Here is a 24,199-nt window from a genome sequence, read left to right as displayed (position 1 = left end):
GTTTAACACTATCTCCCTTATTTTTAGGAAAAACCTAGAAATCCTTAAAGGTTACTTTGCTACTAATAATAATAGAGGCGGAGCCTCAATAATAGCATTCCCAGGCTGGAGCCTGGGAACGAGAGATTCTTTCCCCCTTTTTTAAGGGGGGTTAGGGGGGATCAATTATTAATAACCCAACGGCGAAACAGTTCCACAATTATCCGCCAATGGTTATCGGTTTCTTGAATAACATCATGACGCGAAAGGGTATCAAGGGCATTTTGTAGCGAATTGGGATCTAAATTTGTAATAGTTTGTAGAGTATTAAAATCGAGTCCGGTGGGGTGAGGTGCGATCGCTTTTATAATCTGTTGTTGACCTGGAGAACCTTCGCCCGCTTGTTGCCAAACCCCGGTAAAATAATAGCGTCCATTCTGATAGAATTCCGGTTGATTAATAATCCCATCGACATCAGCAATAGTAAACATGGGATCTCGTTTATTTCCTAGTTCAAATACTTGATCATTATACCGACGAACTAATAGAAAACCGATCAGTTGCACTAAATAGGGTTGTCCGGCGGTTAAATCATAGATATAATCAAGAGCATCGGGTTTATAATCAAGGGGGAAATCTTCACCGGGGTTAGCGAGAAGATAGCGACAGGTTGCCCGTTCTAAAAAGCTAACCCGGATGGGAATAATACTGGCAAAAAACGGGTTAAAATAGTCTTCGGTCATTTCTTCCAGGGTGTGGAGTCCGGCTAAAGCAAAGGCTATTTTAGGACTCATTTGCACCATTCCCCGCAATACGCCCATAAAGTCTTTGGGAATACGATCTCTTTTTATTAATTCTTCAATTTGTTCAAATTCATCAAGGGCAATAATTAATCCAGTATCGCCTAATTGGGTTTCAATTTGTTTTAAATACCGTTCAAAAGTACGATAGGGAAGATTGATTAAGCTTTCATCATCGGGGGGTGGAATTTGCAGGGTATCTGAGAGGGAATCTGCGATCGCCATTAACACTTCACCGACTCCTTGAATACTATTACCAACCGTTAGTAAGTTAACATAAACGAGTTTAACTTTTTCATCTAAACGGGTTGAAATATTCCGCAAAATTGAAGTTTTTCCCATGCGTCGGTGTCCAAACAAAACTACTGATTGCAGTTGAGAGGTTGAAACCCATAATTCCTCTAATTGTTTAATAATATCTTCCCGTCCGATAAATTGTTTGCCGATAACCGGATCACCGATAATATAAGGATTTATTACTTTTTCAGTGATGGAAACTTTACCAACTTCTTCTGTAATGCCTAATAAAGCAGATTGCCAGTTTTTAGCAATATCAATAATTAAATCTCGTTCTGCTTCTGGTAAAGTTTCGGATTGATATAAAATCCCTTTAATTTCTCCTAATGCTCGATTCAATGCTAAGGAACGAGTAGAAAGAGACACACTATTTTTAATTAAATTAACATCTTCAACAACCTGATATAAAGTTGTTATAGCTGTCCAAGTTTGGGAGCGTAAATAGGGTTCTGGGGGAAGATAAGGTAATTCTAAAGTTGCAATATCATTGATAGTTATAGCCACATTAAAAATCGTTAAAATTTGGGCTAGAGTTAACATTTCCTGACCATACAACAGAGAAGACACAACAGAAAACGCTTCTGTTGCTTTTTCCGGTTCTTTTTCATGGAAATACCAAAAACCCGCAGCAGTAGCGTGAGCAGAAGTATCTAAACGAGATTTTTCTTTAAGTTTTAGATCATGCCACAAGAAAAAACCTTCAATTAATTGAAACTTAAATGCTTCGCCAAGAGAAGCGGAAGCAAACTTAACTAACTTCCAATCAAAGGGATGTTCTGCAAGCTGAGATACCTTAAAAATTAGATATTCTGGAGGCGTTTTTGCTAAAACCTGATTGACCGCATTGACTACAGGAATAAATTGATAGCTATACCTCAATAATTCATTAGCATTTTCCAGTCCCAATTGCCAATCTTGTGTTAACCAAGTTGTTAACCGAGAAGTCAAAAAAGGTAAGGGAATCGGTGTGATTCGAGGAAACAACCAACTCCTCTTTTGTAGTGAACCCAGATTAAATAGGGAACCTATCACCCAAACTTCAGGACGCCAAATCGCCACGCCGAACACCACGCCGGACACCACGCCCAACGCCACGCCCCAGCCCCACGCCACGCCCAACGCCACGCCGAACACCACGCCCAATCCCATGCCGAACACCACGCCCCACAACACCACGCCGAACACCACGCCGGACACCACGCCCAACACCACGCCCCACACCACGCCCAACGCCACGCCGAACACCACGCCTAACACCACGCCCAATGCCACGCCAGACAGCACGCCCAATGCCACGCCCAATGCCACGCCCCACACCACGCCGGACGCCACGCCGGACACCTCGCCCAATGCCGCGCCGAACACCACGCCGAACACCACGCCAGACAGCACGCCAGACAGCACGCCCCACCAATTAACTGAAAAACCAAATTCCTGTAGGATGAAACAGATTAAGAATGCAGTTAAGACAGCTAATAATAATCCTTGTATCCCTAATTTTTTTTTTTGCTTAAAGGTTTCCAGATACCACTCGATTGCTTGAGGAAAGAAAAACACCCAATATAATAACCGGAGATAATCTAAAGGATTGAATAGGGATAAGGGACGATTTAATTTTGGGGCTAAATCTAAACGGGGAATCGGTTTTTGTGTTGAACTCATGGCAATTGCTCCAAGTAACGGTTAAAGGTTTGATAAGATAACGCCATTAATTTTTGGGGATGTCCTTCACTGTTATTAATTAATTCGGTAATTTCATCTTCGGTAAAGATAATGGTTTGATATTCTGGTTTCAATAAAGGTGAATTGAGACGACTTTTAATAAAATCACAGATGGTTTGTTTATCCCATCGGTTTAACTTGTATTCAATACAAATTCCCGTAAAGGGAGAAGTCATCGCTCTATCTTGACTATCGGGAAAAAGTTGATCTAAAGATGTACAACCTGCAACAACTAACCGCAAAGGGGCGTTACTTCCTTCTGCTAACCCTCGCAATTGTCCCCGAATATTATTGGTAAAACCATCCCAGGTCATTTTTTCTACTTCATCAAGAATTAATAATAATCTATGATTTTGTATATTTCGGGTGAGGCGATAACCTTGACATAATTCTATTTCTGCATGATCACATAAAGCCTGATAAAAGTCCTGATCATTATGAATACTTTGTAAATTCAGATAAATCGGTTTACGGGGTTGGAATAATTGGGTTTGAGCTTGTCGGCGAATTTCCATTAATATGGAAGATTTGCCGATTTGTCTTTCTCCAATAATTGCCACACTGCTACCACTATTGAGGGTTTCAAATATTCTTTTAATTTCCTGTGTTCTTCCAAAAAATAGATGAGATTCATCAACAAATCCATTTAAAGGTTGAAAGGGATTATTAATAAACCCAGAAGTAGGTTGAATAACTGGCTCTAAGATTGCGGGTTTTATATTGATTTCAACAATAGGCAATTGTTCCTGATGTTCATTTATTTGATCAAATGTTTTTCCTAACAACAATTTACAAAAACCATCAATTAACCAGCGCTCACGCGGTTTATGTTTTTTTAAAAAATCATCTACGGTCTGGCGTTCAGGAGATGGAATATTTGGTATTTTTTCCACCCAATTGTCTAAAAATTGTTGAATATTACGCCTTGTGCCTGGTTTATACTTGTCGTCAAACGCTTGACGTAATTGTTGATACAGTTCAGGGGAGACTGTTATTGGGTGAGCATTTTTCCTCTTATCGTTGTCATAATTCATCGGGTGGGTACATACGAGGTAATCTTTTCTGTCTGTCCTAATATATAATAAAATTCAATAATTTGTCAAGATTGATCAACCCCATTTAGAGGGCATATTTTTACTTGGTTTATTTCTAATTGACTTCTAATTGACTTCTAATTGACTAGAGTTAAAATTGACTTCAAATTTACTTATAATATTGTTTCTAATTTACCAATCTCTACTTTGAAGATGTTAACTTAATTGTAGTAAACCTCTACCCAGTCTTGTAAACCGGGTAAAGGCATCTAGTTAAATAATCTATCTCTATTATGAACGAAACACTGACTCATCGCAATAAAGTTGCGATCGCGTTTGCTGGGTTGTCTAATTTCTTGAGTTCACTGATCACGATCTGGCGGTTATTAGTTCTCAATGATTATCGCCAGTTAGAAGGATTACGAAAACGGGGAAAATCCCATGAATTTGGATATATTTATACCCCGTTACTGGAAATTGGATTTTTAGAAATCTATGTGATGTTTTGGCCTGTTGGAAGCCGGAGTTTAGCCCATTACCATGGACGAGCTTGGGCATTTGTTCGGGTTCTTTTTAACTCGGTTTGTGAGAGTAAATTTGGTGTTTCCAGGGGTGAAATTCTGTTATTAACATCAACTATTGCACAAGCAAATTATTGGTTAGTAACAGCCCCATTTGAAGTGCATGAAATTGAAGCGACCGAGAAAGAAGGAATTACCTTTCACTGCTATTTAGGTAAACGAAACTAACGGAAGATCCCCCTAACCCCCCTTAAAAAAGGGGGAATTAGATAAAATTAGGAGATAAAATTATGCCAGAATGTAATGGGTTTAACTGTCGTTGGATTCAAGATCGCCATGATCAAGATCATTTAGTGTGTTTAACGTGTGGAAAAGAACATTTTTTCCGCAAAAATGATCCGGTTATAACGTTTATTGTTGGGGTTGCGATCGCTTTAAGTTTAACTTTAATTTTCGGTTTTCATTCCTCTAACCAAGAAGCTCCACCTCCTAGTTCAGAAACAACCACTAAACATCGGTTCATTCCTCAATCTACCGAAAATCTGGAAACGGTAATCAGTTTAGATCCAAAATTCCAAACTTCAACTCCCTCTAACTTCAATAATATTCCCCCAATTCCCAGTGATTTACTGATTTTTTGGTTCAGCTTCCTGTTTGTTCAGTTTTTAATGTTTTTCAACCAAAAAAGGAGATAAAAAATTTGTTTTGAGTGACAATACCGAAATATTGCTTAGTGGTATTGTTGATAATATCCCAATATAGCAATCCTATTTGAGTTGTCATATTTTTTCAAATTTAACCCTGACGGTAGGGGTAATTCATGAATTACCCCTACCGCGATTGATTTAGGATTGCTATATCTCGTAAGGGCGAGGTGCGCCTCGCCCCTACAGGGTTATGAGAGATGCCCAAAATCATGATATTATTAAAATAATATTCAGGAGGTATTGAATCAAAAATTATGTCTTTTTTAAGAAAAGGATTAATCTTTTTCCTGACTTTTTTAGTCTGTTTTACCGTTACAATTACCTATCATTTTAACTTTTCTCCGGTTTCCGCAACGGAAATAACCATCGTTGCTCAGGCTCCGACAGTTAATTTAAGTCAACTGCCACCGGAAGCCCGAAATACTTTAAAATTAATTGATCAGGGCGGCCCTTTTCCTTACCCAGAAAAAGATGGATTAACTTTCTTTAATCGAGAAAAATTATTACCCTATAAACCCAAGGGCTATTATCGGGAATATACCATACCAACTCCAGGGATAGGACATCGGGGAGCGAGGCGTTTTGTTGTCGGTATTCAGGGGGAAATTTATTACACCAGTGACCATTATCAAAGTTTTTTGAGGGTTTTAAGACAATGAATCAAATATTAGATATTATCCAGGGTAAAAGTCAGCCCAATATTTATCAGTTTCCCTTAGATATTTCGCCTAAAGACTTATCTCAACTTTGTCAAGAATATGACTGTCAGTTATTTTATTTTGACGGAACTGGAACCCCAATTAACAATAAATCTGATTTTCTGAAAACAGCCAGCACGGTAATCAATTTACCCGAATATTTTGGCTATAATTGGGATGCTTGGCAAGATTGTATTACCGATCTTAGTTGGTATAAAGCTTCATCCTATTTGCTCGTTTATGATCAATGGCAAAATTTCGCCCAGGATCATCCTAATGATTGGCAAATATTAAATGATGTTTTTTCAGAAGCGATCGCTTATTGGCTCAAGAGAAATAAACGGTTTTATGTATTATTAGTCAGTCCTTGATTCTCCTTGTTTCTAAACTAAGGTATAATCAAAATAGGACTGACACAAGTTGTTGTGCAATTGATTTTAATTCCAAATTAACCAGAATTAACCAAATTGGAATGCGTAAAACCATGACTTATCACTTATCTACTTTTCTGAGATTAACTCAGAAGTATCTTAGTTCAACAGGCATTTTACCAATGACCTCTTGCAAAAAAAATCTATGCTATAATAACAAATTTTCACTTTCAGACTAAGAGTGTCAACTCATAATTATAAATGGCCGACAACAAATTACAACGAAGACCATAACGGCGACGACGATTTCGATAACGACTCGATAAGATCCTGAAAATTTTGAGGCTCCGATTAACGTGTTCAATCACAATTCGTTGATGAGCCAAAGCTTGATTATAGTCTTTTTCTAAGACCGAAAGATTGCCATTTTTGGGTTTCTTTTTGGGTACATAGCTATTCAAGTGATAATCCTTAATCCCTTGATAGCCACTATCTTGTAAACTATCAGTTTGGGGGTGAAAATGAATTTTGCTTTTTTTGAATAAGCTAAAATCGTGGCAATGTCCTTCTCCAAAATCTGTACAAATAATCTGTTTAGTTTCTTGATTAATTACTAACTGAATTTTGAGTGTGTGATGTTTTTTCTTTCCTGAGTAATATTTTTTCTGTTTTTTTTTCGGTCTTTCAATAGCCGTTTCTGTGACATCCATCACTACGATTTCGGGGTAGCCAGAATCTTGAATTAATGCTTTTTTTCCCGGAATACGAAACTTTTCTGTTTTGATTAAAGTTGATTCAATATTAGCAACAATTCGGCAAATAGTTGATTCTGATACTCCCCAATTTGTCCCAATATGAAAATATGTTCTGTATTCTCGCCAATACTCCAAGGCTACTAAAACTTGCTCTTGGAGAGTCAGGTGGGTGTGACGTCCTCTCCTATCTTTAGGATGTTCTAACCTGAACTGCTCTATGGCATTAACCATTTCTTGAAAGGTTTGAATCTTGACACCAAATCTCCGTTTAAATTCATGAGGTTTCAAATTTAGATAAAATTGAGTGTTCATCGCAGAGTTATTGTCTAAATTCACTTTCAATTTTTACCATTTTATGGAGTTTTTAGCAAAAATTTGTGAAGAATGGTTAGTCTCTAGGATTTTATGAAATTGAGCAAAACTTACCATAATACCATAAAATTATTTTGCAAGAGTTCTTAATGGATTTTTATAGCGTTGTTCTTAAAAAAACTGCGGGCTATTGGGTCGCATTATGTTTAGAGAATGGGATTGTTGCTCAAGGGGACAATCCTGAACAATCCATGAGTAAACTTCAAGAAGCGATTGAATCTTTTTTTTCGTTCCCAGGTGGAACCAGGGAACCAGAGAAGTCCCCTCGTTGCTAGGTTCCACCTAGCAATGCTATCTTACAGGCTCCGCCTGCTATTTTAACTGGAGGCAGAGCCTCCTATTTTCGTTCCCAGGTGGAACCAGGGAACGAGGGTAAACGAGGGGGAAATCCTGTTTGCTAGGTTCCACCTAGCAATGCTATCTTACAGGCTCCGCCTGCTATTTTAACTGGAGGCAGAGCCTCCTATTTTCGTTCCCAGGTGGAACCAGGGAACGAGGGTAACGAGGGTAAACGAGGGGGAAATCCTGTTATTTATGAAATAATTTCTACAGGAATTAATCCTGGTAAATCTTGATAGTTTCGATAACTGGAATATCGCCAGTGTACGGGATCATCAATATAACCCCGTTTAACAGGATTGTTATGAATATAGTCTATTTTTTGAAATAACATTTCTTCGCTGAGGATGGCTTCAGGATGAAAGCCTTCTTGCCAAAGTTGATATTCTTGATCCGTTTTATGGGGGAGTTTAGCGAATTTAAGTTGAGTTAATAAATAATGACTTTGATTTAGTTTTAATTGATCAATAATAGAACGGGCAGTAAAGGATTTAAAAGTTCTGATTTCTTTGGATAAATTTTCGGCTGTTCCAATTAAATGAAGATGGTTTTCCATAATCACATAGCTATGTAAAGTTAAGCGGTGTTGATGGTGTAAAAAGTTTAAAGAATCCAGGATAATTTGAGCAAATTCAGGATGGCTAAAAATCGGAATCCAGTTGACAGTTGTACAGGTAATAAAATGGGGCTGGTTTCCTAAGACTCGATAGCGGCTACGTCCCATCTCAATTTAATATAGTTTTTGTTTTTAGGGTTAACTGAATCTAATTATCCCATAAATCTCACCCCTCGTACCCCTCGTTGCTAGGTTCCACATAGCAATGCTATCTTGCAGGCTCCGCCTGCTATTTTAATCGGAGGCAGAGCCTCCTATTTGTATTCCCAGGTGGAACCTGGGAACAAGGGTTAATAAAATAAAACCTCAACTTTAACCCCCTTTAATCTAGTCACCCCTTTAGACGTACAATAGAAGAAATGAACCGAAATACAATTGAGGGGAAATAATTGTTAGGATATCCTGACATTTCCCTTCTTTTGTCATGCTGTATCGTTATTGGAGACATTCAACAGTGGTTGCACAATACCCTGACACCTACGAAGCCAAAACCCTAGAAATTGCTAAACAATTACTAGCGGCGACCCAGGAGAAAAAACGCTCTTTGTTCGGTCAGTTACAAGACCAAATGCGTTTAGATGATAAACTCCTCGACTGGACAATGGCAAATCCAGGTTTACGGGTGCAGTTATTTCATTTTATTGACTGTTTACCTGCGTTGCGAAGTAAACCCGAAATAGCGGCACACTTACAGGAATATTTGACAACGGCAGAAGTTGAACTTCCCGATATGTTGAAAAAATTACTCAACTTTGCTAACCCCGACTCCGTAGCCGGACAACTGGCGGCGACCACCGTAGCCCCGGCGGTGGAAACCCTAGCTCAAAAATATATTGCTGGGGAAAATATTCCCAAAATAATTAGAACTTTAGAACAGTTACGCAAAGATAAAATGGCGTTTACTGTTGATTTATTAGGGGAAGCTGTTATTACGGAAACTGAGGCAGAATCCTATCTAAATAATTATTTAGAATTGATGGAAAAACTCAGTGAAGCGGCAAAAAAATGGTCAAATATTCCCCAAATTGATCAAGCCGATGGCAACCCGATTTCTAAAGTTCAAGTATCGGTTAAATTAACTGCTTTTTATTCCCAATTTGATCCTTTAGATGCTAAAGGAAGTGAAGAAAAAGTCGGTGAACGCATCCGTATTTTATTACGTCGGGCGCAGGAATTGGGGGCGGCTGTTCATTTTGATATGGAACAATACGCCTATAAAGATTTAACCTTCAGCATTTTAAAAAATCTGTTGATGGAATCAGAATTTCGTAGCCGGACGGATATTGGGATGACAGTACAAGCCTATTTACGGGAGTCTCAAAAGGATTTAGAAGGAATTATTGAATGGGTGAAATTGCGAGGATATCCGGTGAGTGTGCGACTGGTTAAAGGGGCTTATTGGGATCAAGAAACAATTAAATCCATGCAGAATGACTGGCCCCAACCTGTCTATAATGATAAAGCCGCAACGGATGCTAATTTTGAACGATTGACGCAATTGATGTTAGAAAATCATCAATATATTTATTCGGCTATTGGTAGCCATAATGTCCGTTCTCAAGCTAGGGCGATGGCGATTGCTGAAACCTTAAAAGTGCCTAGTCGTGCCTTTGAAATGCAGGTATTATATGGCATGGGCGACCAACTGGCTAAGGCGTTAGTTCAGAAAGGATATCGGGTAAGAATGTATTGCCCCTATGGGGATTTATTACCCGGAATGTCCTATTTAATTCGGCGGTTATTAGAGAATACGGCTAATAGTTCTTTTATCCGTCAAAGTTCGGAAAATCGCCCGGTTGACGAGTTATTATCTCCCCCCAAAGATAACCCGAATAGCAATATTTTTGATACCTGGAAACCCGTATTTCCTAATTCAGCCGATACCAATTTTTCTAATGCTGCCTTACGCGATAAAGGGGTGCGGGCTTTAGAAATTGTCTATAACCAATTGGGACAAACCTACAACCCATTAATTAATGGTCAATATGTTAATACCGCCCAAATGGTGGACTCAGTAAACCCTTCCAACCCCTCGGAAATTGTTGGAAAAGTCGGGTTAATTAGCATTGAACAGGCGGAAACAGCTATTCAAGCCGCCAAAACTGCGTTTCCAAAATGGCGGCATACTCCTGTGCGGGAACGGGCAGGTGTGCTACGGAAAGCAGCCGAACTGTTTGAACAACGACGGGCGGAGTTCAGTGCTTGGATGGTCTATGAAGTGGGCAAACCCCTGCATCAGTGTGATGCTGAGGTGTCAGAAGCGATTGATTTTTGTCGCTATTATGCCGACGAAATGGAACGGCTAGATCAGGGCTACCAGTATGATACTGCTGGCGAAACTAACCGTTATAACTATCAGCCGCGCGGCATTTCTCTGATTATTTCCCCCTGGAATTTCCCCCTGGCGATTCCCGTGGGCATGACGGTGGCATCTTTGGTAACGGGTAACTGCACGTTACTCAAGCCTGCGGAAGTGTCATCGGTGATCGGTGCTAAGATTACGGAAGTATTAGTCGATGCGGGTGTGCCACCTGGTGTGTTCCAATTTGTGCCAGGAAAAGGATCGACGGTGGGTTCCTATATGGTACAACACCCGGACGTTCACATGATTACCTTCACGGGTTCCCAGGAAGTCGGGTGCCGGATTTATGCTGAGGCGGCACTGCTGAAACCAGGACAGAAACACCTAAAACGGGTGGTTGCCGAAATGGGGGGCAAAAATGCCGTTATTGTCGATGAAAGTGCCGACCTCGACCAAGCGGTGGCGGGTGTGGTCTATTCTGCCTTTGGCTATACGGGGCAAAAATGTTCCGCCTGTTCTCGGGTGGTGGTGTTGGAACCCGTTTATCAGGCTTTTGTCAACCGTTTAACTGAGGCAGTACGGTCTTTAAATGTGGGAGATGCGGCGTTATTAAGTACGCAAGTCGGGCCAGTGATTGATGCCAATGCTCAACAGAAGATTAAGGAGTATATTGAGATGGGCAAACAAGAGGCCGAACTTGCCATCCAAGTGACTGCACCGGAAACGGGTTATTTTGTCGGGCCAACGGTTTTTATTAATGTTTTACCGACGGCAAAAATCGCCCAAGAGGAAATTTTTGGCCCGGTTTTAGCAGTGATTAAAGCTGATAATTTTGAGCAAGCTTTGGATATTGCTAATGGGACTAATTTCGCTTTAACCGGGGGTTTATATTCAAGAACTCCCTCCCATATTAGCAAGGCTAAAGCGGAATTTGAAGTGGGAAATTTGTATATTAACCGAGGAATTACGGGGGCAATTGTTTCCCGTCAACCCTTCGGTGGTTTCAAACTTTCCGGCGTCGGTTCTAAGGCGGGGGGCCCGGATTATTTATTACAATTCTTAGAACCCCGTCACATCACTGAAAATATTCAACGTCAGGGTTTTGCCCCGATTGAAGGGATGGAATAACCTCACCCTAACCCTCTCCCCTTATTAATGGGGGGAATAACCCCACCCTAACCCTCCCCTTATTAATGGGAGGGAAGAAGATGATCGCTCTTTTTAAAAGGGGCGATCGCGCTATAATTAATATACTATTATTCAGGAATTGAAAGAATATGAACCATAAACTCATTGATTCTTTAGTTCAAATCATTTCTTCATTAACACCGGAAGAAAGACAAAACCTAGAAAAAAAGTTAGCAATTCAGCAACTACCAATTCAACAGTCTTCTATTTCTATTAAAGATAATCTTTGCGTTGGAATGGGGAAAGATCGAGAAGATTTACAGAATTATAGTGAACCTAATCCTCAAGAATGGCTTCATGCAGTTGCTAACAATCCCGCCTTTGACTTTCTAAAAAACCCTGAAGAAGATATTTACACCATTACTGATGGAAAGCCGTTTTATGACTAAAGGTAAAGTTGTATTAGTGCCTTTTCCATTTGATGATTTATCTGCAACAAAAGTCCGTCCTGCGGTTTGTCTTACCAATCCAATTGGGCAGTATAATCATATTATTCTAGCATTAATTACCAGTACAATTCCAACTAATATAACAGAATCAGATGTTTTACTAAATACAGATCACCCTGATTTTAAAGCCTCTGGGTTACACAAACCTTCAACGATCAAGTTAGATTTTTTAGTCACACTTCGATCATCTATTATCTTGCGTGAACTCGGTAAATTATCCGAAGATACACAGGAACAAATTACCCTAAGACTGTGTAAGTTACTGTCTGAATAATACAGAATATATCTTGTAGATGCTTGTTGTTGCGCTTCAGCGCACTAACAATAACTTTTTTTAAAAGGGCGATCGCGCTATAATCATAAAAAAAAGGAGGAAACCCTAATGAGACAAGTGATCATTAAGTTTGGGAGAAAGGCGCGATCGCTAAATTCCATAAAACAACTCCCTTAACATACTCATGGACTGCGGAAGTCCTTGTTTTAGAAGCGTGTCCAGATATTCATCAGGTGTTTTAGGTGGATTTTTGAGTCTCATTCGTTGTATTTCGGCTGCGCTACAGACCATTGCTGGGTTCAAGTTGAGTAAGTGCAGAATAAACTCATCCGGGTGCTGCGCTTCAACACCATATTGTTGAAGTGCTTGGCTGGGAAAGTCATGAAGATTAAAAGTGACAATTACATCAGCATTACAGCGAATTGCAGCAGCAAGAACATGACGATCATCTGGATCAGGAAGTTGTAATCCTAATATTAGGTCTTCGTATCCTGTAACCAGGCAATCTCTAACATGAGAATTCATCAGAGTTTTAGTCCTGGTAAGCTGTTCAAGTGTAAGATCAGGACGATTCTTGAGAACATTTCTGATCCATTCATCGTGAATAGCATCTGTCCAACGTGCCTTAAATAAGTCAGTGATGGCAAGTTCCATTAAAAAATCACGAAGCGGTGCTGGATATAAAACACAAGCATCGTAGACAACGGAAAAATTAGCCACTACATGACTCCTTCGTATCCCATATTCAGTTCTTGAGCTTGAGTAGTAAGCTCATCAAGAGTTTTCCGTCGTGCTGCATCAACTCGATTTTTGTAGTCCATTAAATCTTGGTAACGCACCCTTCGGCGCGTACCCACTTTACGAAAAGGGATTTCTCCAGACTCCAGCAGTTGCACCAAATAGGGACGGGAAACATTCAAAATGTCAGCAGCTTCTTGGGTGGTAAGTTCTGCGTGAATTGGAAACAGCGTTACAGCATTTCCCTTCGCCATCTGTGCCAAAATCTCAAGCAGTAGACGAAAAGCTTCAGCAGGTATGACAACAACTTCATCTTGGCTGTCATCTTGCACAAGCTTGATGATACGGGTGCATCCCTCTTGGTTCTTCATGTATCGTGCCAAAGACGAGCTACTGGCTTGTGCAAGCGTAGTTTCTTCTTCCGTAGGTAGAACAGACCGCAAGTTTGGAGCCTCTGTAAGTGTCATTTATTCAGCCTCTCACTATCTAATATAAAGGTTGGCGTTTACTACAAAAGTGTCTCCAACTTCTGCAAACGAGAGTTCGGATAGAATTGATTATAACCTATGTTAGCAATTTTGCGAAACGAACGCAATCAACGAAATGAGCGAAATTAGTCTTGCTTTCGCTTTCGTCCCCATCCGTTTACCGCCAGTGGCGATATCTTAAATAAACTAGCTCTCCACCATTATAAATAGTTAAAATTACAGTTTTTCAAAAGGTTGCTTAGTTTGTAATACGGAAATTTTTATTCTGTTATCAATCCGTATAAATACATAGATTTGCTAATAAAGACTGTATTAAAAGTTAAATCTTAAATTTACTTGACGTTTAGATAGATTATAAATAAAATATAGATTGACCACCATTGATGATTAACCAGGGGTTTGATTATGAATGCTTTTATAAAATCTGATTTAGAGTCTCTAAAAGACGAACAACTAAAAAATATTTTTAACAACCTTAATCTGATCAATCTTAATATTTTTCCAACTGAGAGGCAGAAAATGATAGATACAATCTACAGTTTTCTGCAAAACCATACTAAGTCTGTAAAAGGTCTTAAAGAGATTGATGATAAAGATATTATTGATTGTTGGCAGGACTACATGATTCCTCTTTTCTGCAACATGAAAGTAAAAGATAATGATAATAATTTAAAACAACAAAAAAATCTGATTTTATCAGAAATTGCTAAAATTCATTCTGTAACCCAGGTAACTGAACAATTAGAAGCGATCGCACGTAATATTTTACTATTGGTCTTCCAATCTTTGGGAGAAAAGCAAAAAGATAAATTAATCAGAAAGATTAGACAAGAGACCGCACATAAATATCATTTTAAGTTAACAGATGAAATCCTAAATCAAGCTTTGATAGAAGCCATTTTAAATGGTGCTGCTCCAGTAGCTTTAGGTGCTGCACTACCGATAGTATCTGGTCTATTATTTAATTATTTATCAACGGGTTTTTTGGTTGGTTGGCTAATACCTGCATTGTTGGGTTGGTTCAGTATAAACGTAGCTGGGTTTAAAGGAATTTTAGCACTCATAGCAGGCCCGATTGGATGGGCAGTTACTGGTATGATAAGTATAATAATTATGTCATTAACAGGTTCTAAGTTTTTTAAGCAGAGAGATCAAATATTATTGATGATAACGATACTTTCTATTTATACTTGCACCTATCAAAACGGAATGCCCACATTACCAGGAAATTAATAATATGAATAATATGTATGACGAGCTTTTAAAACAATTGACTCAACTGAATCATTTAGGAGAGGTAACGATTAATTTTGCTAGTGGTATTGCTAGGAATACTGCTACTAAGGAAATTATTGCTCATGTTGAGCAAATCTTAGCTTGTAGTGATGTGGCGACCTATGCGGAAATTGTACTATCGTCTGCTGGGACTGTAATTGTTAATTCCATTGATATCAAAAAAACCTTGACTCTTGTTAAACAAATTCATAGTTTATCTGGGATTAATATTGCTCTATCAGGAATGAATTTAGGCGTTAATTTAGTCGGTTATTATCTGATTAGCTCCAAGTTAGAAAACCTTGATAAGCAATTATTTATTGTTCAAAATAAAATAGAAATCTTAATCAAACATGAACAGCGTCAACTTTTATCCGAGAGTAAATTCTTAATTAAACATTCATTAAGCTTAATTCAGCTTTTAGAAGATTATGGGCTGAGTGAAAATACAGCTATAGATATAGAAAAATTATTAAATAAACAGGAAACTCATCTAAGAGACTTAATTAGCCGTCACAATAATCGAGAGCAAATCAGCTTATCCTTAGATCGGATTTATATTATCTACTCAGCTTATATAAATTTATTCAAAGCTTATCTGACAGCGATTTACTTAAAACAGCAAAATCTAACTAGACAGAAAAATCGGATTCAAGAAGCTCGTGAAATTAATAATCTTTTATTGTCTAAAGCCATTTTATATTTTATTTATCAAGAATGTTTATTTAATCCTCGAAAGATTTTAACTGAATCAGAGATACAAGAGGTTATTACTTTGTATCAATTATATTGCCAGAGTTATACTGATAATCTCAAAAATCATTATGATTTTTTAATAAAAACTCCTTTAGATAAGTATCAAGATTTTCAGCAAAAGACCAATAATGCTTATCAGCCTATGATTTGGATTAAGCATTGAGTTATTGCACAAACACAATGATTTACCCAACCACCAAAAACATCGACCCAAAAATCTGTCTAAGAATGACAGAGAGATTCATAACTAAAAAAGTAATAGCAATTGCCGTTTCGGAAGTATGAGCTAGTTTATTCATACAGCAACCGGAAGATTAGGGGCGACCAGTTCCCCCGTTTTCAAGCAGGTTAGGGGGGATAAATTCCCCCATTTTTAACGGGGTTAGGGGGGATCAGTTATTGAAACATAGTATCGAACAGTTGTCACAATTCGACATTGATTACTCCGTAAAGCTTGGCGAATAAATAAAGCGGTTTGGTTGTGTAATAGTTCTTCCCACCAATAGCGGGTAACAATTACGGGAATAATAATCGTTGAAAAACTACTAGGACGTTCAGCTTCAAATTTTTTAACAAAATCCAGAATTGGTTGAACAACTGAACGGTAAGGAGAATCCAAAATCACCAGGGGAACATGAATTTCTAACTCATCCCATCGTCGTCGTAAAGCTTGATGATCCGTTGTTCCAATATCAACATGAATCGCTACAATTTCTTGAGCTACTAAACGAGCATAATCTAAGGCTTCTAAGGTGCCTCGATTTAACTGTCCGACTAAAACAACAGCAGAATGTTTAATCGCTGTGCCTGGCGGTGGTAAAGGACAACGATAGGGGGAAAGTTCCTGAGAGCGAAAATATTTAGCAATATTTTTATAGTGACTATGAATCTTTAAAAAAAACATCACTAATAAAGGAATTGCTAACACCACTAACCAGGCTCCCAATAAAAATTTAGTGGTGACAATTACCCCTAAAACAACAGCGGTTGTTAAAGCTCCTAAACCATTCATAACTGCACTTTGTCGCCAACCAGAGGTTTTTTCCTTAAACCAATGGATGACCATGCCCAATTGAGACAACGTAAAGGAGGTAAAAACTCCAACGGCATAAAGGGGAATTAAAGCGTTAACTTGCCCTTTAAAAATAATGATTAAAATGGCAGCACATAGACTTAATAAACGAATTCCATTAGAATAGACTAAGCGATCGCCTAATAAGGATAACTGACGAGGTAAAAATCCATCCCGTGCAACTAAATAAGACAGTCGCGGGAAATCTGCATAACTGGTATTAGCAGCTAACAATAAGATAAATAAGGTGGCAATTTGCAGAAAATAGTAGAAAAAACCATCCCCAAAAATTTGTCGTGCTAATAAAGAAATCGTTGTTTGTCCTGCTTCGGGAATAATATGATAAACCTGAGTTAAGTAGGTAATCCCAATAAACATTACCCCTAAAATTGTCCCCATCCACAATAATGTGGTGCGAGCATTTTTCCATTCCGGGGGTTTAAACACTAAAACCCCATCCGAAATCGCCTCAACTCCCGTTAAAGCGGTACATCCAGCCGAAAATGCGCGTAAAATCAAGAACAGACTTAAGGGTTGGGCTATCGGAAGTATGGGGACAGTAGCTACTACCTGACCCGTTGCATATTTATAGAAACCCAAACCCATTAAGATAAAGACACTAATCACAAAACTATAGGTCGGGAGCATAAAAATCCGCCCCGCTTCCCTTAACCCGCGTAAGTTCGCCACCATTAACAGTACAATCGCAGTTAAACACAGTTCAATAGTGTAGGAGTTAAGGGCAGGAATAGCAGAAGTCAGGGCAGCAATTCCGGCGGAAATACTGACGGTAACGGTCAGGACATAATCAATTAATAAAGAAGCCGCCGCCACCAACCCAGCGTGCAGTCCGAGGTTTTCCTTCGCTACTAAATAGGCACTTCCACCTTGAGGGTAAGCGCGAATCGTTTGACGATAGGATAAGGTAATTACAAACAACAGTAAAATGATTCCCCCGGCAATGGGCAGAGACAGTCCTAAAGCACTACTTCCGGCGGCCACTAAAACCAAGAGAATTTCTTCCGTTGCGTAGGCCACAGAAGACAACGCATCAGAGGCTAAAATTGCTAAGGCGGCAAAGTTTGTTAGTCTTTCCTGGGCGTAGGCACTGGTTGGTAAGGGTTTCCCCAGTAGAAAACGATTAATTTGAGATAGGGTTGGCATAAAGACCTAAAGGGATAAAAACTTAACTAACAGCAGGGAAGTCCCTCGGTGTATTTAGAGGGGATGTCTCGGAGCGCTGGCGCGGAGTACCCCGATTAAATCACCGCTCCCGATGAAATGCTCGTCGGACTCCGTACCTCCGTCCGACAATTATACTTCGGGTAACATATCATCTAAGTGTTGAAATAATCTATACTAGAAACAGGTCGAAAAGGAAGTTTTCAATGCAACTAACGTACAAATACCGCCTTAAACCCACAAAAGCCCAAGTTGTAACGATCACTGCTCACCTAGAACTCTGCCGGAGGCAGTACAACTACCGCTTAGGTGAAAGATTTAGATGGTGGGAATCCACAAGGACACCTATCAATGCTTGTCCTTATAAAAGTAAATAAAATTATTAAGAGAAAACAAATTTTTTAAAGGGTCTGAGTTTGTGCAGCAATCCAGTCTAAATAACCTACTAAACCATTAACAATAGGTAAAGCGATAACTTCAGGTACTTCATAGGAGTGAAGTTGTTTAACCCTTATGGTTAAAGGCTCAAATTTTCTGAGATCCGTTTTAATAATTAATTGCCATTCATCTGCTCGGCATAATTTTGATTCCCAGGTATAAATAGAATGAATTGGCATTAAACTTACGCAGGCTGCTAGTTTTTCTTCCACTAACACTTGAGCAATTTTTTCCGCTTCCAAACGAGAACTTGCCGTAACAAAAACCACAGTATAATCTGTTTCCATGAATGCGCCGTTAAATCTGAATTTTAATTATCCTAACTCAAGTTCACACTTCTGAGTATGAGCTTGATATAAATTAGAGCAGGTCATCGCTAAATCCAGATAAAGTTTTAAAGATTGCGGTAATTGCGCTCCTTGGAATTGAGTATTTTCAAGGTTAGCTCCCAATAATGACGCATCTCTTAAATCCGCATCTCTCAAGTCTGTTTGTGATAAATTTGCCCAGTTTAAATTTGCCCACATTAGACTAGCCTGTTCTAAATTAGCTCCGGTTAAATCAGCTTTAGTTAACCTAATACCTCGCATTTGAGCTTGACTTAGATTAGCATTTATCAGGTTTGCCTCCTCTAAATCAGCCCCATTCATTCTAGCTTCATGCAGATTAACACCCTCAAGATTAACGCAACTTAATTTAATCCCATTTAAGTAGGCTCTTTGTAAATTAACTCCCGTTAATTCCGCCCCAAATAAATTAGCCCCACTGAGTTTTGCCGCCACTAAATTTGCCCATTTTAAATTAACTCCGGTTAAGTTTGTTTCTCTTAAATTCGAGAATGGCAAGTTAGCCGAGCATAAATTAGCATTCGGTAAGCTGGCGCGTCTTAAATTAGCTCCGGCTAAAGTTGCACCGCTTAAATTAGCATTGGGAAGTTTAGCTTTAACCAAAAAAGCCCCCGTCAAATTGGCTTTAGTTAAGTTTGCATCCCCCCCTTGTGCCTCATTCATTTTGGCATAACTCAAATTCACTCGATGCAAACACGCCCCATTGAATTTAACCCGACTCAGGAAGGCTCGACTCAAGTTGGCTCCCGTTAGGTTAGCTCCCGAAAGGTTAACCCCAATCAAAATTACCCCGGATAGGTCTGCTCCTTCGAGGTCTACCCCTGTAAACTCTCTTTCCCCTTCTTCGTATTCCCTCAACAGTTGACTGACTTCCATGGGTGTCTCACTCCAGTTACTTCTGCTGCTATTTTCAATATAACCATAAAATCTTAATAAAGTTTTTATATTTTTGTGTTTAACATTTTTTAATAATTTAATTTTGGCAATCGGGTTCCATTATTTTTGATTTAGTTTAATAGGCTGTTAATCTTCTAAATAGGGTATAGAGAAACTAAGTGAACAGACTTAAATTTAGGGTTTTAACTATTTTTTCCAGAAAAAATAAACCTCCGATAGAATTTCCTTGGGGATCAAGGGGGGGACTGTAACAAGCGATCGCTCCCTGTCGGGGAATAATTGATAATACCGCCCCACTCACCCCCGATTTAGTTGGGATTCCCAGCTTCATCGCAAAGTGTCCCGATGTTTCGTATAACCCACAGGTGAGCATTAAGGTTTTGACGATGCGAATGGCGCTTTCCCATTCCGGGTTAGTGGGTTGTAGCAATAACCAACCCAATTTGGCTAAATCTGAAATTGTGGCCGATAAACAACAAATTTGGTTATAGGTATCTAAGGTGATATCGGGATGCTCCAGATAACCCGAAGCCGCCAGGGTGGAAACCAGGGCCAGGTTTTTGGGGTTGGGGGATGAACGCACGGACTCCAGAATATCCTGGTCTAAAACTAACTGACAATCGGCCAATTGATTTAACCAGGAGCAGAGATACTGACAGCGAGAATTAGCATCCTTTCCAGGTAGCAATCCAGCTAGGGCGATCGCCCCACTATTAATCATTGGATTACGCGGCCATCCGCCATCGGATTCTAGCTGTTCGAGGGAATTAAACGGTTGATCGGAAGGCTGATCCCCCACTTGCTGGAAGACCCGCTCCTCTCCCAATTCCAGCAGTCGATTTAATAATAGAAAGCACTTGATCACACTCATCACGGGAAATCGGAGGGTTTGATTCCCCGCCTGATAACATTGGCCTTGGAGCGTCAGGATTTTGACCCCGAATTCCTGGGGGTTCACCTGGGCTAACTGGGGAATATAGCTGGGTAACTGGCCGAATTGACTCCGTTGTTGTCCTTCCTGAACCCAAGTATTGACTTGCTCCTGAGTTAACTGGTCTAATGGCTTAAACTCCATATTCACTGAGAATCCCTCCGAATTTGTCTTTTTCAGTCTAGCTTTGCGGGGAAGACTCCGCCAAAAGCCCTGTCAAAAAAAAATTTTCCAGAAATGCTTGACAAATTAGAAAAAAGCAGTAATAATAAAAATTGTCGCAAAAAAAAGAACGACAGCAAGGGACTGTAGTTCAATTGGTTAGAGCACCGCCCTGTCACGGCGGAAGTTGCGGGTTCGAGCCCCGTCAGTCCCGTTCTAAAGTTAATAATCAAGAAACCGGGTTTCTAATTAAGTTAATTGCTACAAATCAAGATATCTTGAGAAACCCGGTTTCTGATTCCTCAACTTCTGTAATATATTCTTTAACATGAATTGAAATCTCAAATCCCAAACTATTCAATAACTCAATAAAACCATAAATTTCAGCACAACCTGATTTTGTTAACAGGTGATTAAGTTTTTCATAACATAATTTGGCTTCGTTTGATAAATCTTGATTTTGATATTTTGCTTCAATTACCTGGGCGATCGCATTTTTCAATAATTCAGGTTCGGGGTTTTCTTCCTCTAATATTGCGGTCAAAAAACCCGCAGCGTGTTCAGAATTTTTCAGCTTTTCAATGATAAAATCATGATAGGGTTTAGAAGTTGGTATTTTAATGTTTGTCATAATCTTTCCAATACTCCTGAGCTTGACGAATATCTTGTTTTTGGGTGCTTTTATCTCCCCCAAACAGCAATAACACAATTTTTAATCCGATTTGTCCAAAGTAAAGGCGATAACCAGGGCCATAATTAATTCTGAACTCATAAACCCCTGCTCCTACAAAACGGTAATCTCCTAAATTACCTAACGCAATTCGTTCTAACCTTGCATCTATTTTATATTGAGTTTTAGCGTCGCTTAGGGATTCGTACCACTGATCAAAGGGAATTTTACCATCTGGTGTCACATAACGTTGAATCTCCCTGGGTTGACTTTCCATAATATTATTTATAGCGATCGCACTTTCTCATATTATCAAATCCCCCAATGCGATCGCAAATTGCCAAAAGACCTGATAACTAGGGTTTATTGCCTTTAATATAGATTACAGTAATTGTAAAAAATCATCGACACTTAAGCCAGCACCTCTAATAATTGATCTTAAAGTTCCTTTATCCAGTTCGGAATGATTTGGAACAACCACTTGTGTTAAAGGTTCATTACGTCTGAGAATCAGATGGCTACCTTGTTGTCGTCTCAGATAAAAACCCACTTTCTCTAAAGCTTTAACACATTCCTTACCTGAAATTCTCGGCAATTTACTCATACCACTAACAGTAAATTTTCTAAAGTCTCAACATTTTCGAGGGGTACAGGTAAACCATCTTCTTCTAAAGCTAAAATATAGCCTTGAATTGCTTCTTTAATATTGATTAATGCTTCTTCTTGGGTTTTCCCCTGACTCACACAACCGGGTAAACTCGGACATTCAACCACCCAGTAACCATCCTCACCGGAATAAATTGTTACTCGTCTAATCATAATCACAGCAATTAATAATATTGTTTCCTGGTTTTAGAATAACAGAAATTTTTCTATATCGTAAGGGCGGGTTCGAGACAATCTCGATTAAATCACCCCCGAATGCTAAACCCGCCCCAAATGCGATCGCAAATACCGAAAGAAACCGGGTTTCTAATTCAGTTAATTGCAACAAATCAAGATATCTTGAGAAACCCGGTTTCTGCTACTCGAACCCACCCCTACGGTGCTCGCCACAATTTAATCCTGTTGTCATAACTCCCACTGGCTAACGTCCGACCATCGGGACTGAAAGCTACAGACAAGACATACCATGAATGTCCGGTGAGAGTGGCAATTTCCCGTTGGCTCTGCACATCCCACAATTTAATCTTCTTGTCATCACTCCCACTGGCTAACGTTCGACCATCGACACTGAAGGCTACAGACGTGACATCACTTGAATGTCCGGTGAGAGTGGCAATTTCCCGTTGGCTGTGCACATCCCACAATTTAATCGTGTTGTCATCACTCCCACTGGCTAACGTCCGACCATCGGGACTGAAGGCTACAGACATGACCCAATTTGAATGTCCGGTGAGCGTGGCAATTTCCCGTTGGCTCTGTACATCCCACAATTTGATCGTGGTGTCATAACTTCCACTAGCTAACGTCCGACCATCGGGACTGAAGGCTACAGACCAGACAACACCTAAATGTCCGGTCAGAGTGGCAATTTCCCGTTGGCTGTGCACATCCCACAATTTGATCGTGGTGTCAGAACCCCCACTCGCTAACGTCCAACCATCGGGACTGAAGGCTACAGAGATGACATCAGTTGAATGTCCGGTGAGAGTGGCAATTTCCCGTTGGCTCTGCACATCCCACAATTTAATCATCTTGTCCCAACTCCCACTGGCTAACATCCGACCATCGGGACTGAAGGCTACAGACTTGACATCAGTTGAATGTCCGGTGAGAGTGGCAATACAGATAGGGTTTTGCCAGGGCAGTTGGGGTGAGAGACTTTGTAAGTCCTGCAACACTTGATCAGCAGAGGAGTAACGATCTCCAATATCTTTTTTTAATAGCTGATCAAGAACTTGTTTGAATTGTGGACTCAGAGTTTGCTCCAAATATTGTTGCCAATTTTTCGTCCAACTGTACCCTTCATCTAACCATAATTCCAGAGGTGAAATTTCAGTTAATAGATAAAAACAAGTCACCCCTAAACTATATAAATCAATGGCGGCGTAGGCTTCTCCCCCTTGCATTTGTTCCCGACTTGCATATCCATCAGAACCAACACGGGTTCCGACTTGGGTATAGACTAGCGTTGCGGATAAATCTTTCGCTACCCCAAAATTAATTAACACATATTCCCCATTCCGACGACGCATAATATTATCGGGTTTGAGGTTACGGTGAATGACCTTTTGCTTGTGAATAAATTTGAGAACAGGTAACAAACTGATTAATAATTCCTTAACTTGCTGTTCTGTCCAAACCCCTTGTTTTTGTAAAATTTTATCTAAAGTTTCCCCTTCAATATATTGCTGAACTAAATAGAGTTGATTATTTTCGGAAAAATAAATCGATAATGCCGGAATTTGGGGATTTTGTCCCAGTTGTGCCAGTTGTCTCGCTTCCCGTTCAAATAATTGTAAAGCTTTTTCTAGCCCTGCCGTTCCTTGCCTCATGGGAACAAACTGTTTCACGACGCATTTTTCATACAGTCCATCATCTTCCGCTAAATAGGTGCGACCAAACCCCCCTTGACCTAATACTTTGATCAGGCGAAACCGTCCTCGCAATACGTCGGGTATTTGGACACCGCAAGCTCGACAGCAAACTGTACCATTTGGGTTGTTTGGGTTGGGACATTGGGGGTTGATGCAGCAAGTCATCGTTCTCAAGGGTTAGAATATCCTCTCTATTTTGTCTCAATTTTGGGAAACTGGAGTATCAACGCGGATATCGTTGTATTAAGGCTCGAACCTTGAGAGGGAGTCCTAAAGGAC

The 24,199-nt window shown here is 39.6% G+C and carries 27 protein-coding genes and 1 tRNA gene; 12 read left to right on the top strand and 16 right to left on the bottom strand.

Annotated elements, in window-relative coordinates:
- Window positions 1–161 precede the first annotated feature (161 nt).
- Entirely contained in the window at window positions 162–2,738 is a 2,577-nt protein-coding gene (locus AC559H_RS09560) for an AAA family ATPase (protein WP_026798488.1), read from the bottom strand.
- Window positions 2,735–3,832, bottom strand: a complete 1,098-nt coding sequence (locus AC559H_RS09555) for an AAA family ATPase (RefSeq protein WP_051319529.1) — start codon at window positions 3,830–3,832, stop codon at window positions 2,735–2,737. The genes AC559H_RS09560 and AC559H_RS09555 overlap by 4 nt, the downstream gene beginning before the upstream one ends.
- A gap of 293 nt (window positions 3,833–4,125) precedes the next feature.
- Between AC559H_RS09555 and AC559H_RS09550 the strand changes: the two genes are divergently transcribed.
- From AC559H_RS09550 to AC559H_RS09535, 4 genes are all read left to right on the top strand, one after another.
- Window positions 4,126–4,581, top strand: coding sequence for a cupin domain-containing protein (locus AC559H_RS09550; protein ID WP_026794416.1), 456 nt, complete (start codon window positions 4,126–4,128; stop codon window positions 4,579–4,581).
- Window positions 4,582–4,643: 62 nt separating this feature from the next.
- Window positions 4,644–5,048: a hypothetical protein gene (locus tag AC559H_RS09545; protein ID WP_026794415.1), complete on the top strand. Its 405-nt coding sequence runs from the start codon at window positions 4,644–4,646 to the stop codon at window positions 5,046–5,048.
- Window positions 5,049–5,314: 266 nt separating this feature from the next.
- The gene (locus tag AC559H_RS09540; RefSeq protein WP_071782709.1) at window positions 5,315–5,719 is read left to right on the top strand and encodes a guanyl-specific ribonuclease; all 405 of its coding nucleotides are present in this window, start codon (window positions 5,315–5,317) and stop codon (window positions 5,717–5,719) included.
- Window positions 5,716–6,129, top strand: a complete 414-nt coding sequence (locus AC559H_RS09535; protein ID WP_051319530.1) for a barstar family protein — start codon at window positions 5,716–5,718, stop codon at window positions 6,127–6,129. Before AC559H_RS09540 ends, AC559H_RS09535 begins: the two co-directional genes overlap by 4 nt.
- A 230-nt stretch (window positions 6,130–6,359) precedes the next feature.
- Here AC559H_RS09535 and AC559H_RS09530 read toward each other — a convergent pair whose 3' ends face one another.
- The gene (locus AC559H_RS09530; protein WP_036834550.1) at window positions 6,360–7,196 is read right to left on the bottom strand and encodes an IS5 family transposase; all 837 of its coding nucleotides are present in this window, start codon (window positions 7,194–7,196) and stop codon (window positions 6,360–6,362) included.
- A gap of 134 nt (window positions 7,197–7,330) precedes the next feature.
- Here AC559H_RS09530 and AC559H_RS09525 point away from each other — a divergent pair, with 134 nt between their 5' ends.
- Window positions 7,331–7,531: a type II toxin-antitoxin system HicB family antitoxin gene (locus AC559H_RS09525; protein ID WP_148292357.1), complete on the top strand. Its 201-nt coding sequence runs from the start codon at window positions 7,331–7,333 to the stop codon at window positions 7,529–7,531.
- Window positions 7,532–7,788: 257 nt separating this feature from the next.
- Here the strand turns inward: AC559H_RS09525 and AC559H_RS09520 are convergent, their stop codons facing one another.
- Window positions 7,789–8,319: an REP-associated tyrosine transposase gene (locus tag AC559H_RS09520; RefSeq protein ID WP_026789026.1), complete on the bottom strand. Its 531-nt coding sequence runs from the start codon at window positions 8,317–8,319 to the stop codon at window positions 7,789–7,791.
- Between the two features lie 346 nt (window positions 8,320–8,665).
- On the opposite strand from AC559H_RS09520, the gene pruA reads away from it, so the two are divergent.
- The 3 genes from pruA (at window position 8,666) to AC559H_RS09505 (ending at window position 12,424) form a co-directional block, all read left to right on the top strand.
- A complete protein-coding gene (gene pruA, locus AC559H_RS09515) occupies window positions 8,666–11,641 on the top strand; it encodes an L-glutamate gamma-semialdehyde dehydrogenase (protein ID WP_071782769.1) in 2,976 nt (991 codons plus the stop codon).
- Window positions 11,642–11,790: 149 nt separating this feature from the next.
- Entirely contained in the window at window positions 11,791–12,090 is a 300-nt protein-coding gene (locus tag AC559H_RS09510) for a hypothetical protein (protein ID WP_071782768.1), read from the top strand.
- Complete coding sequence (locus AC559H_RS09505) at window positions 12,083–12,424, top strand: type II toxin-antitoxin system PemK/MazF family toxin (protein WP_026794412.1); 342 nt, start codon at window positions 12,083–12,085, stop codon at window positions 12,422–12,424. Before AC559H_RS09510 ends, AC559H_RS09505 begins: the two co-directional genes overlap by 8 nt.
- Window positions 12,425–12,574: 150 nt before the next feature.
- Here AC559H_RS09505 and AC559H_RS09500 read toward each other — a convergent pair whose 3' ends face one another.
- Together AC559H_RS09500 and AC559H_RS09495 are read right to left on the bottom strand one after the other, a co-directional pair.
- Window positions 12,575–13,144, bottom strand: a complete 570-nt coding sequence (locus AC559H_RS09500) for a PIN domain-containing protein (protein ID WP_026794411.1) — start codon at window positions 13,142–13,144, stop codon at window positions 12,575–12,577.
- Window positions 13,144–13,494: a helix-turn-helix domain-containing protein gene (locus AC559H_RS09495; RefSeq protein ID WP_237745630.1), complete on the bottom strand. Its 351-nt coding sequence runs from the start codon at window positions 13,492–13,494 to the stop codon at window positions 13,144–13,146. The genes AC559H_RS09500 and AC559H_RS09495 overlap by 1 nt, the downstream gene beginning before the upstream one ends.
- A 561-nt stretch (window positions 13,495–14,055) precedes the next feature.
- On the opposite strand from AC559H_RS09495, the gene AC559H_RS09490 reads away from it, so the two are divergent.
- A complete protein-coding gene (locus tag AC559H_RS09490; protein ID WP_026794409.1) occupies window positions 14,056–14,883 on the top strand; it encodes a DUF3054 domain-containing protein in 828 nt (275 codons plus the stop codon).
- 4 nt (window positions 14,884–14,887) lie between these two features.
- Window positions 14,888–15,844 carry a hypothetical protein gene (locus tag AC559H_RS09485; RefSeq protein WP_026794408.1) on the top strand — a complete coding sequence of 319 codons (957 nt, stop codon included), beginning with the start codon at window positions 14,888–14,890 and terminating at the stop codon, window positions 15,842–15,844.
- A 219-nt stretch (window positions 15,845–16,063) separates the two neighbouring features.
- On the opposite strand, the gene AC559H_RS09480 is transcribed toward AC559H_RS09485, so the two are convergent.
- Window positions 16,064–17,917 carry an APC family permease gene (locus AC559H_RS09480; RefSeq protein WP_026789033.1) on the bottom strand — a complete coding sequence of 618 codons (1,854 nt, stop codon included), beginning with the start codon at window positions 17,915–17,917 and terminating at the stop codon, window positions 16,064–16,066.
- 224 nt (window positions 17,918–18,141) lie between these two features.
- Here AC559H_RS09480 and AC559H_RS09475 point away from each other — a divergent pair, with 224 nt between their 5' ends.
- On the top strand, window positions 18,142–18,312 hold the full coding sequence (locus AC559H_RS09475; protein ID WP_081692358.1) for a helix-turn-helix domain-containing protein: 171 nt from the start codon (window positions 18,142–18,144) through the stop codon (window positions 18,310–18,312).
- Between the two features lie 24 nt (window positions 18,313–18,336).
- Here AC559H_RS09475 and cutA read toward each other — a convergent pair whose 3' ends face one another.
- From cutA to glsA, 3 genes are all read right to left on the bottom strand, one after another.
- On the bottom strand, window positions 18,337–18,660 hold the full coding sequence (gene cutA, locus AC559H_RS09470; RefSeq protein ID WP_026789034.1) for a divalent-cation tolerance protein CutA: 324 nt from the start codon (window positions 18,658–18,660) through the stop codon (window positions 18,337–18,339).
- Between the two features lie 27 nt (window positions 18,661–18,687).
- A complete protein-coding gene (locus AC559H_RS09465; RefSeq protein ID WP_026794407.1) occupies window positions 18,688–19,596 on the bottom strand; it encodes a pentapeptide repeat-containing protein in 909 nt (302 codons plus the stop codon).
- A 175-nt stretch (window positions 19,597–19,771) separates the two neighbouring features.
- Window positions 19,772–20,692, bottom strand: a complete 921-nt coding sequence (gene glsA / locus AC559H_RS09460; protein WP_026794406.1) for a glutaminase A — start codon at window positions 20,690–20,692, stop codon at window positions 19,772–19,774.
- Between the two features lie 158 nt (window positions 20,693–20,850).
- Here glsA and AC559H_RS09455 point away from each other — a divergent pair.
- Window positions 20,851–20,924 (top strand) — tRNA-Asp (locus AC559H_RS09455).
- Between the two features lie 54 nt (window positions 20,925–20,978).
- Here AC559H_RS09455 and AC559H_RS09450 read toward each other — a convergent pair.
- From AC559H_RS09450 to AC559H_RS09425, 6 genes are all read right to left on the bottom strand, one after another.
- On the bottom strand, window positions 20,979–21,341 hold the full coding sequence (locus tag AC559H_RS09450) for a hypothetical protein (protein ID WP_036833973.1): 363 nt from the start codon (window positions 21,339–21,341) through the stop codon (window positions 20,979–20,981).
- Complete coding sequence (locus tag AC559H_RS09445; protein ID WP_026794405.1) at window positions 21,328–21,657, bottom strand: type II toxin-antitoxin system RelE/ParE family toxin; 330 nt, start codon at window positions 21,655–21,657, stop codon at window positions 21,328–21,330. The genes AC559H_RS09450 and AC559H_RS09445 overlap by 14 nt, the downstream gene beginning before the upstream one ends.
- Before the next feature lie 105 nt (window positions 21,658–21,762).
- On the bottom strand, window positions 21,763–21,984 hold the full coding sequence (locus tag AC559H_RS09440; protein ID WP_026789039.1) for a type II toxin-antitoxin system HicA family toxin: 222 nt from the start codon (window positions 21,982–21,984) through the stop codon (window positions 21,763–21,765).
- Window positions 21,981–22,199: a type II toxin-antitoxin system HicB family antitoxin gene (locus AC559H_RS09435; protein WP_199918700.1), complete on the bottom strand. Its 219-nt coding sequence runs from the start codon at window positions 22,197–22,199 to the stop codon at window positions 21,981–21,983. The genes AC559H_RS09440 and AC559H_RS09435 overlap by 4 nt, the downstream gene beginning before the upstream one ends.
- Window positions 22,192–22,374 carry a hypothetical protein gene (locus AC559H_RS09430; RefSeq protein WP_081696192.1) on the bottom strand — a complete coding sequence of 61 codons (183 nt, stop codon included), beginning with the start codon at window positions 22,372–22,374 and terminating at the stop codon, window positions 22,192–22,194. The genes AC559H_RS09435 and AC559H_RS09430 overlap by 8 nt, the downstream gene beginning before the upstream one ends.
- A gap of 46 nt (window positions 22,375–22,420) precedes the next feature.
- A complete protein-coding gene (locus tag AC559H_RS09425; protein WP_026798487.1) occupies window positions 22,421–24,085 on the bottom strand; it encodes a serine/threonine-protein kinase in 1,665 nt (554 codons plus the stop codon).
- Between the last annotated feature and the right edge of the window lie 114 nt (window positions 24,086–24,199).

It is taken from the genome of Planktothrix prolifica NIVA-CYA 540 (assembly GCF_963864145.1).
GTDB lineage: Bacteria > Cyanobacteriota > Cyanobacteriia > Cyanobacteriales > Microcoleaceae > Planktothrix > Planktothrix agardhii.
This window is presented reverse-complemented; position numbering and strand designations above follow the sequence as displayed.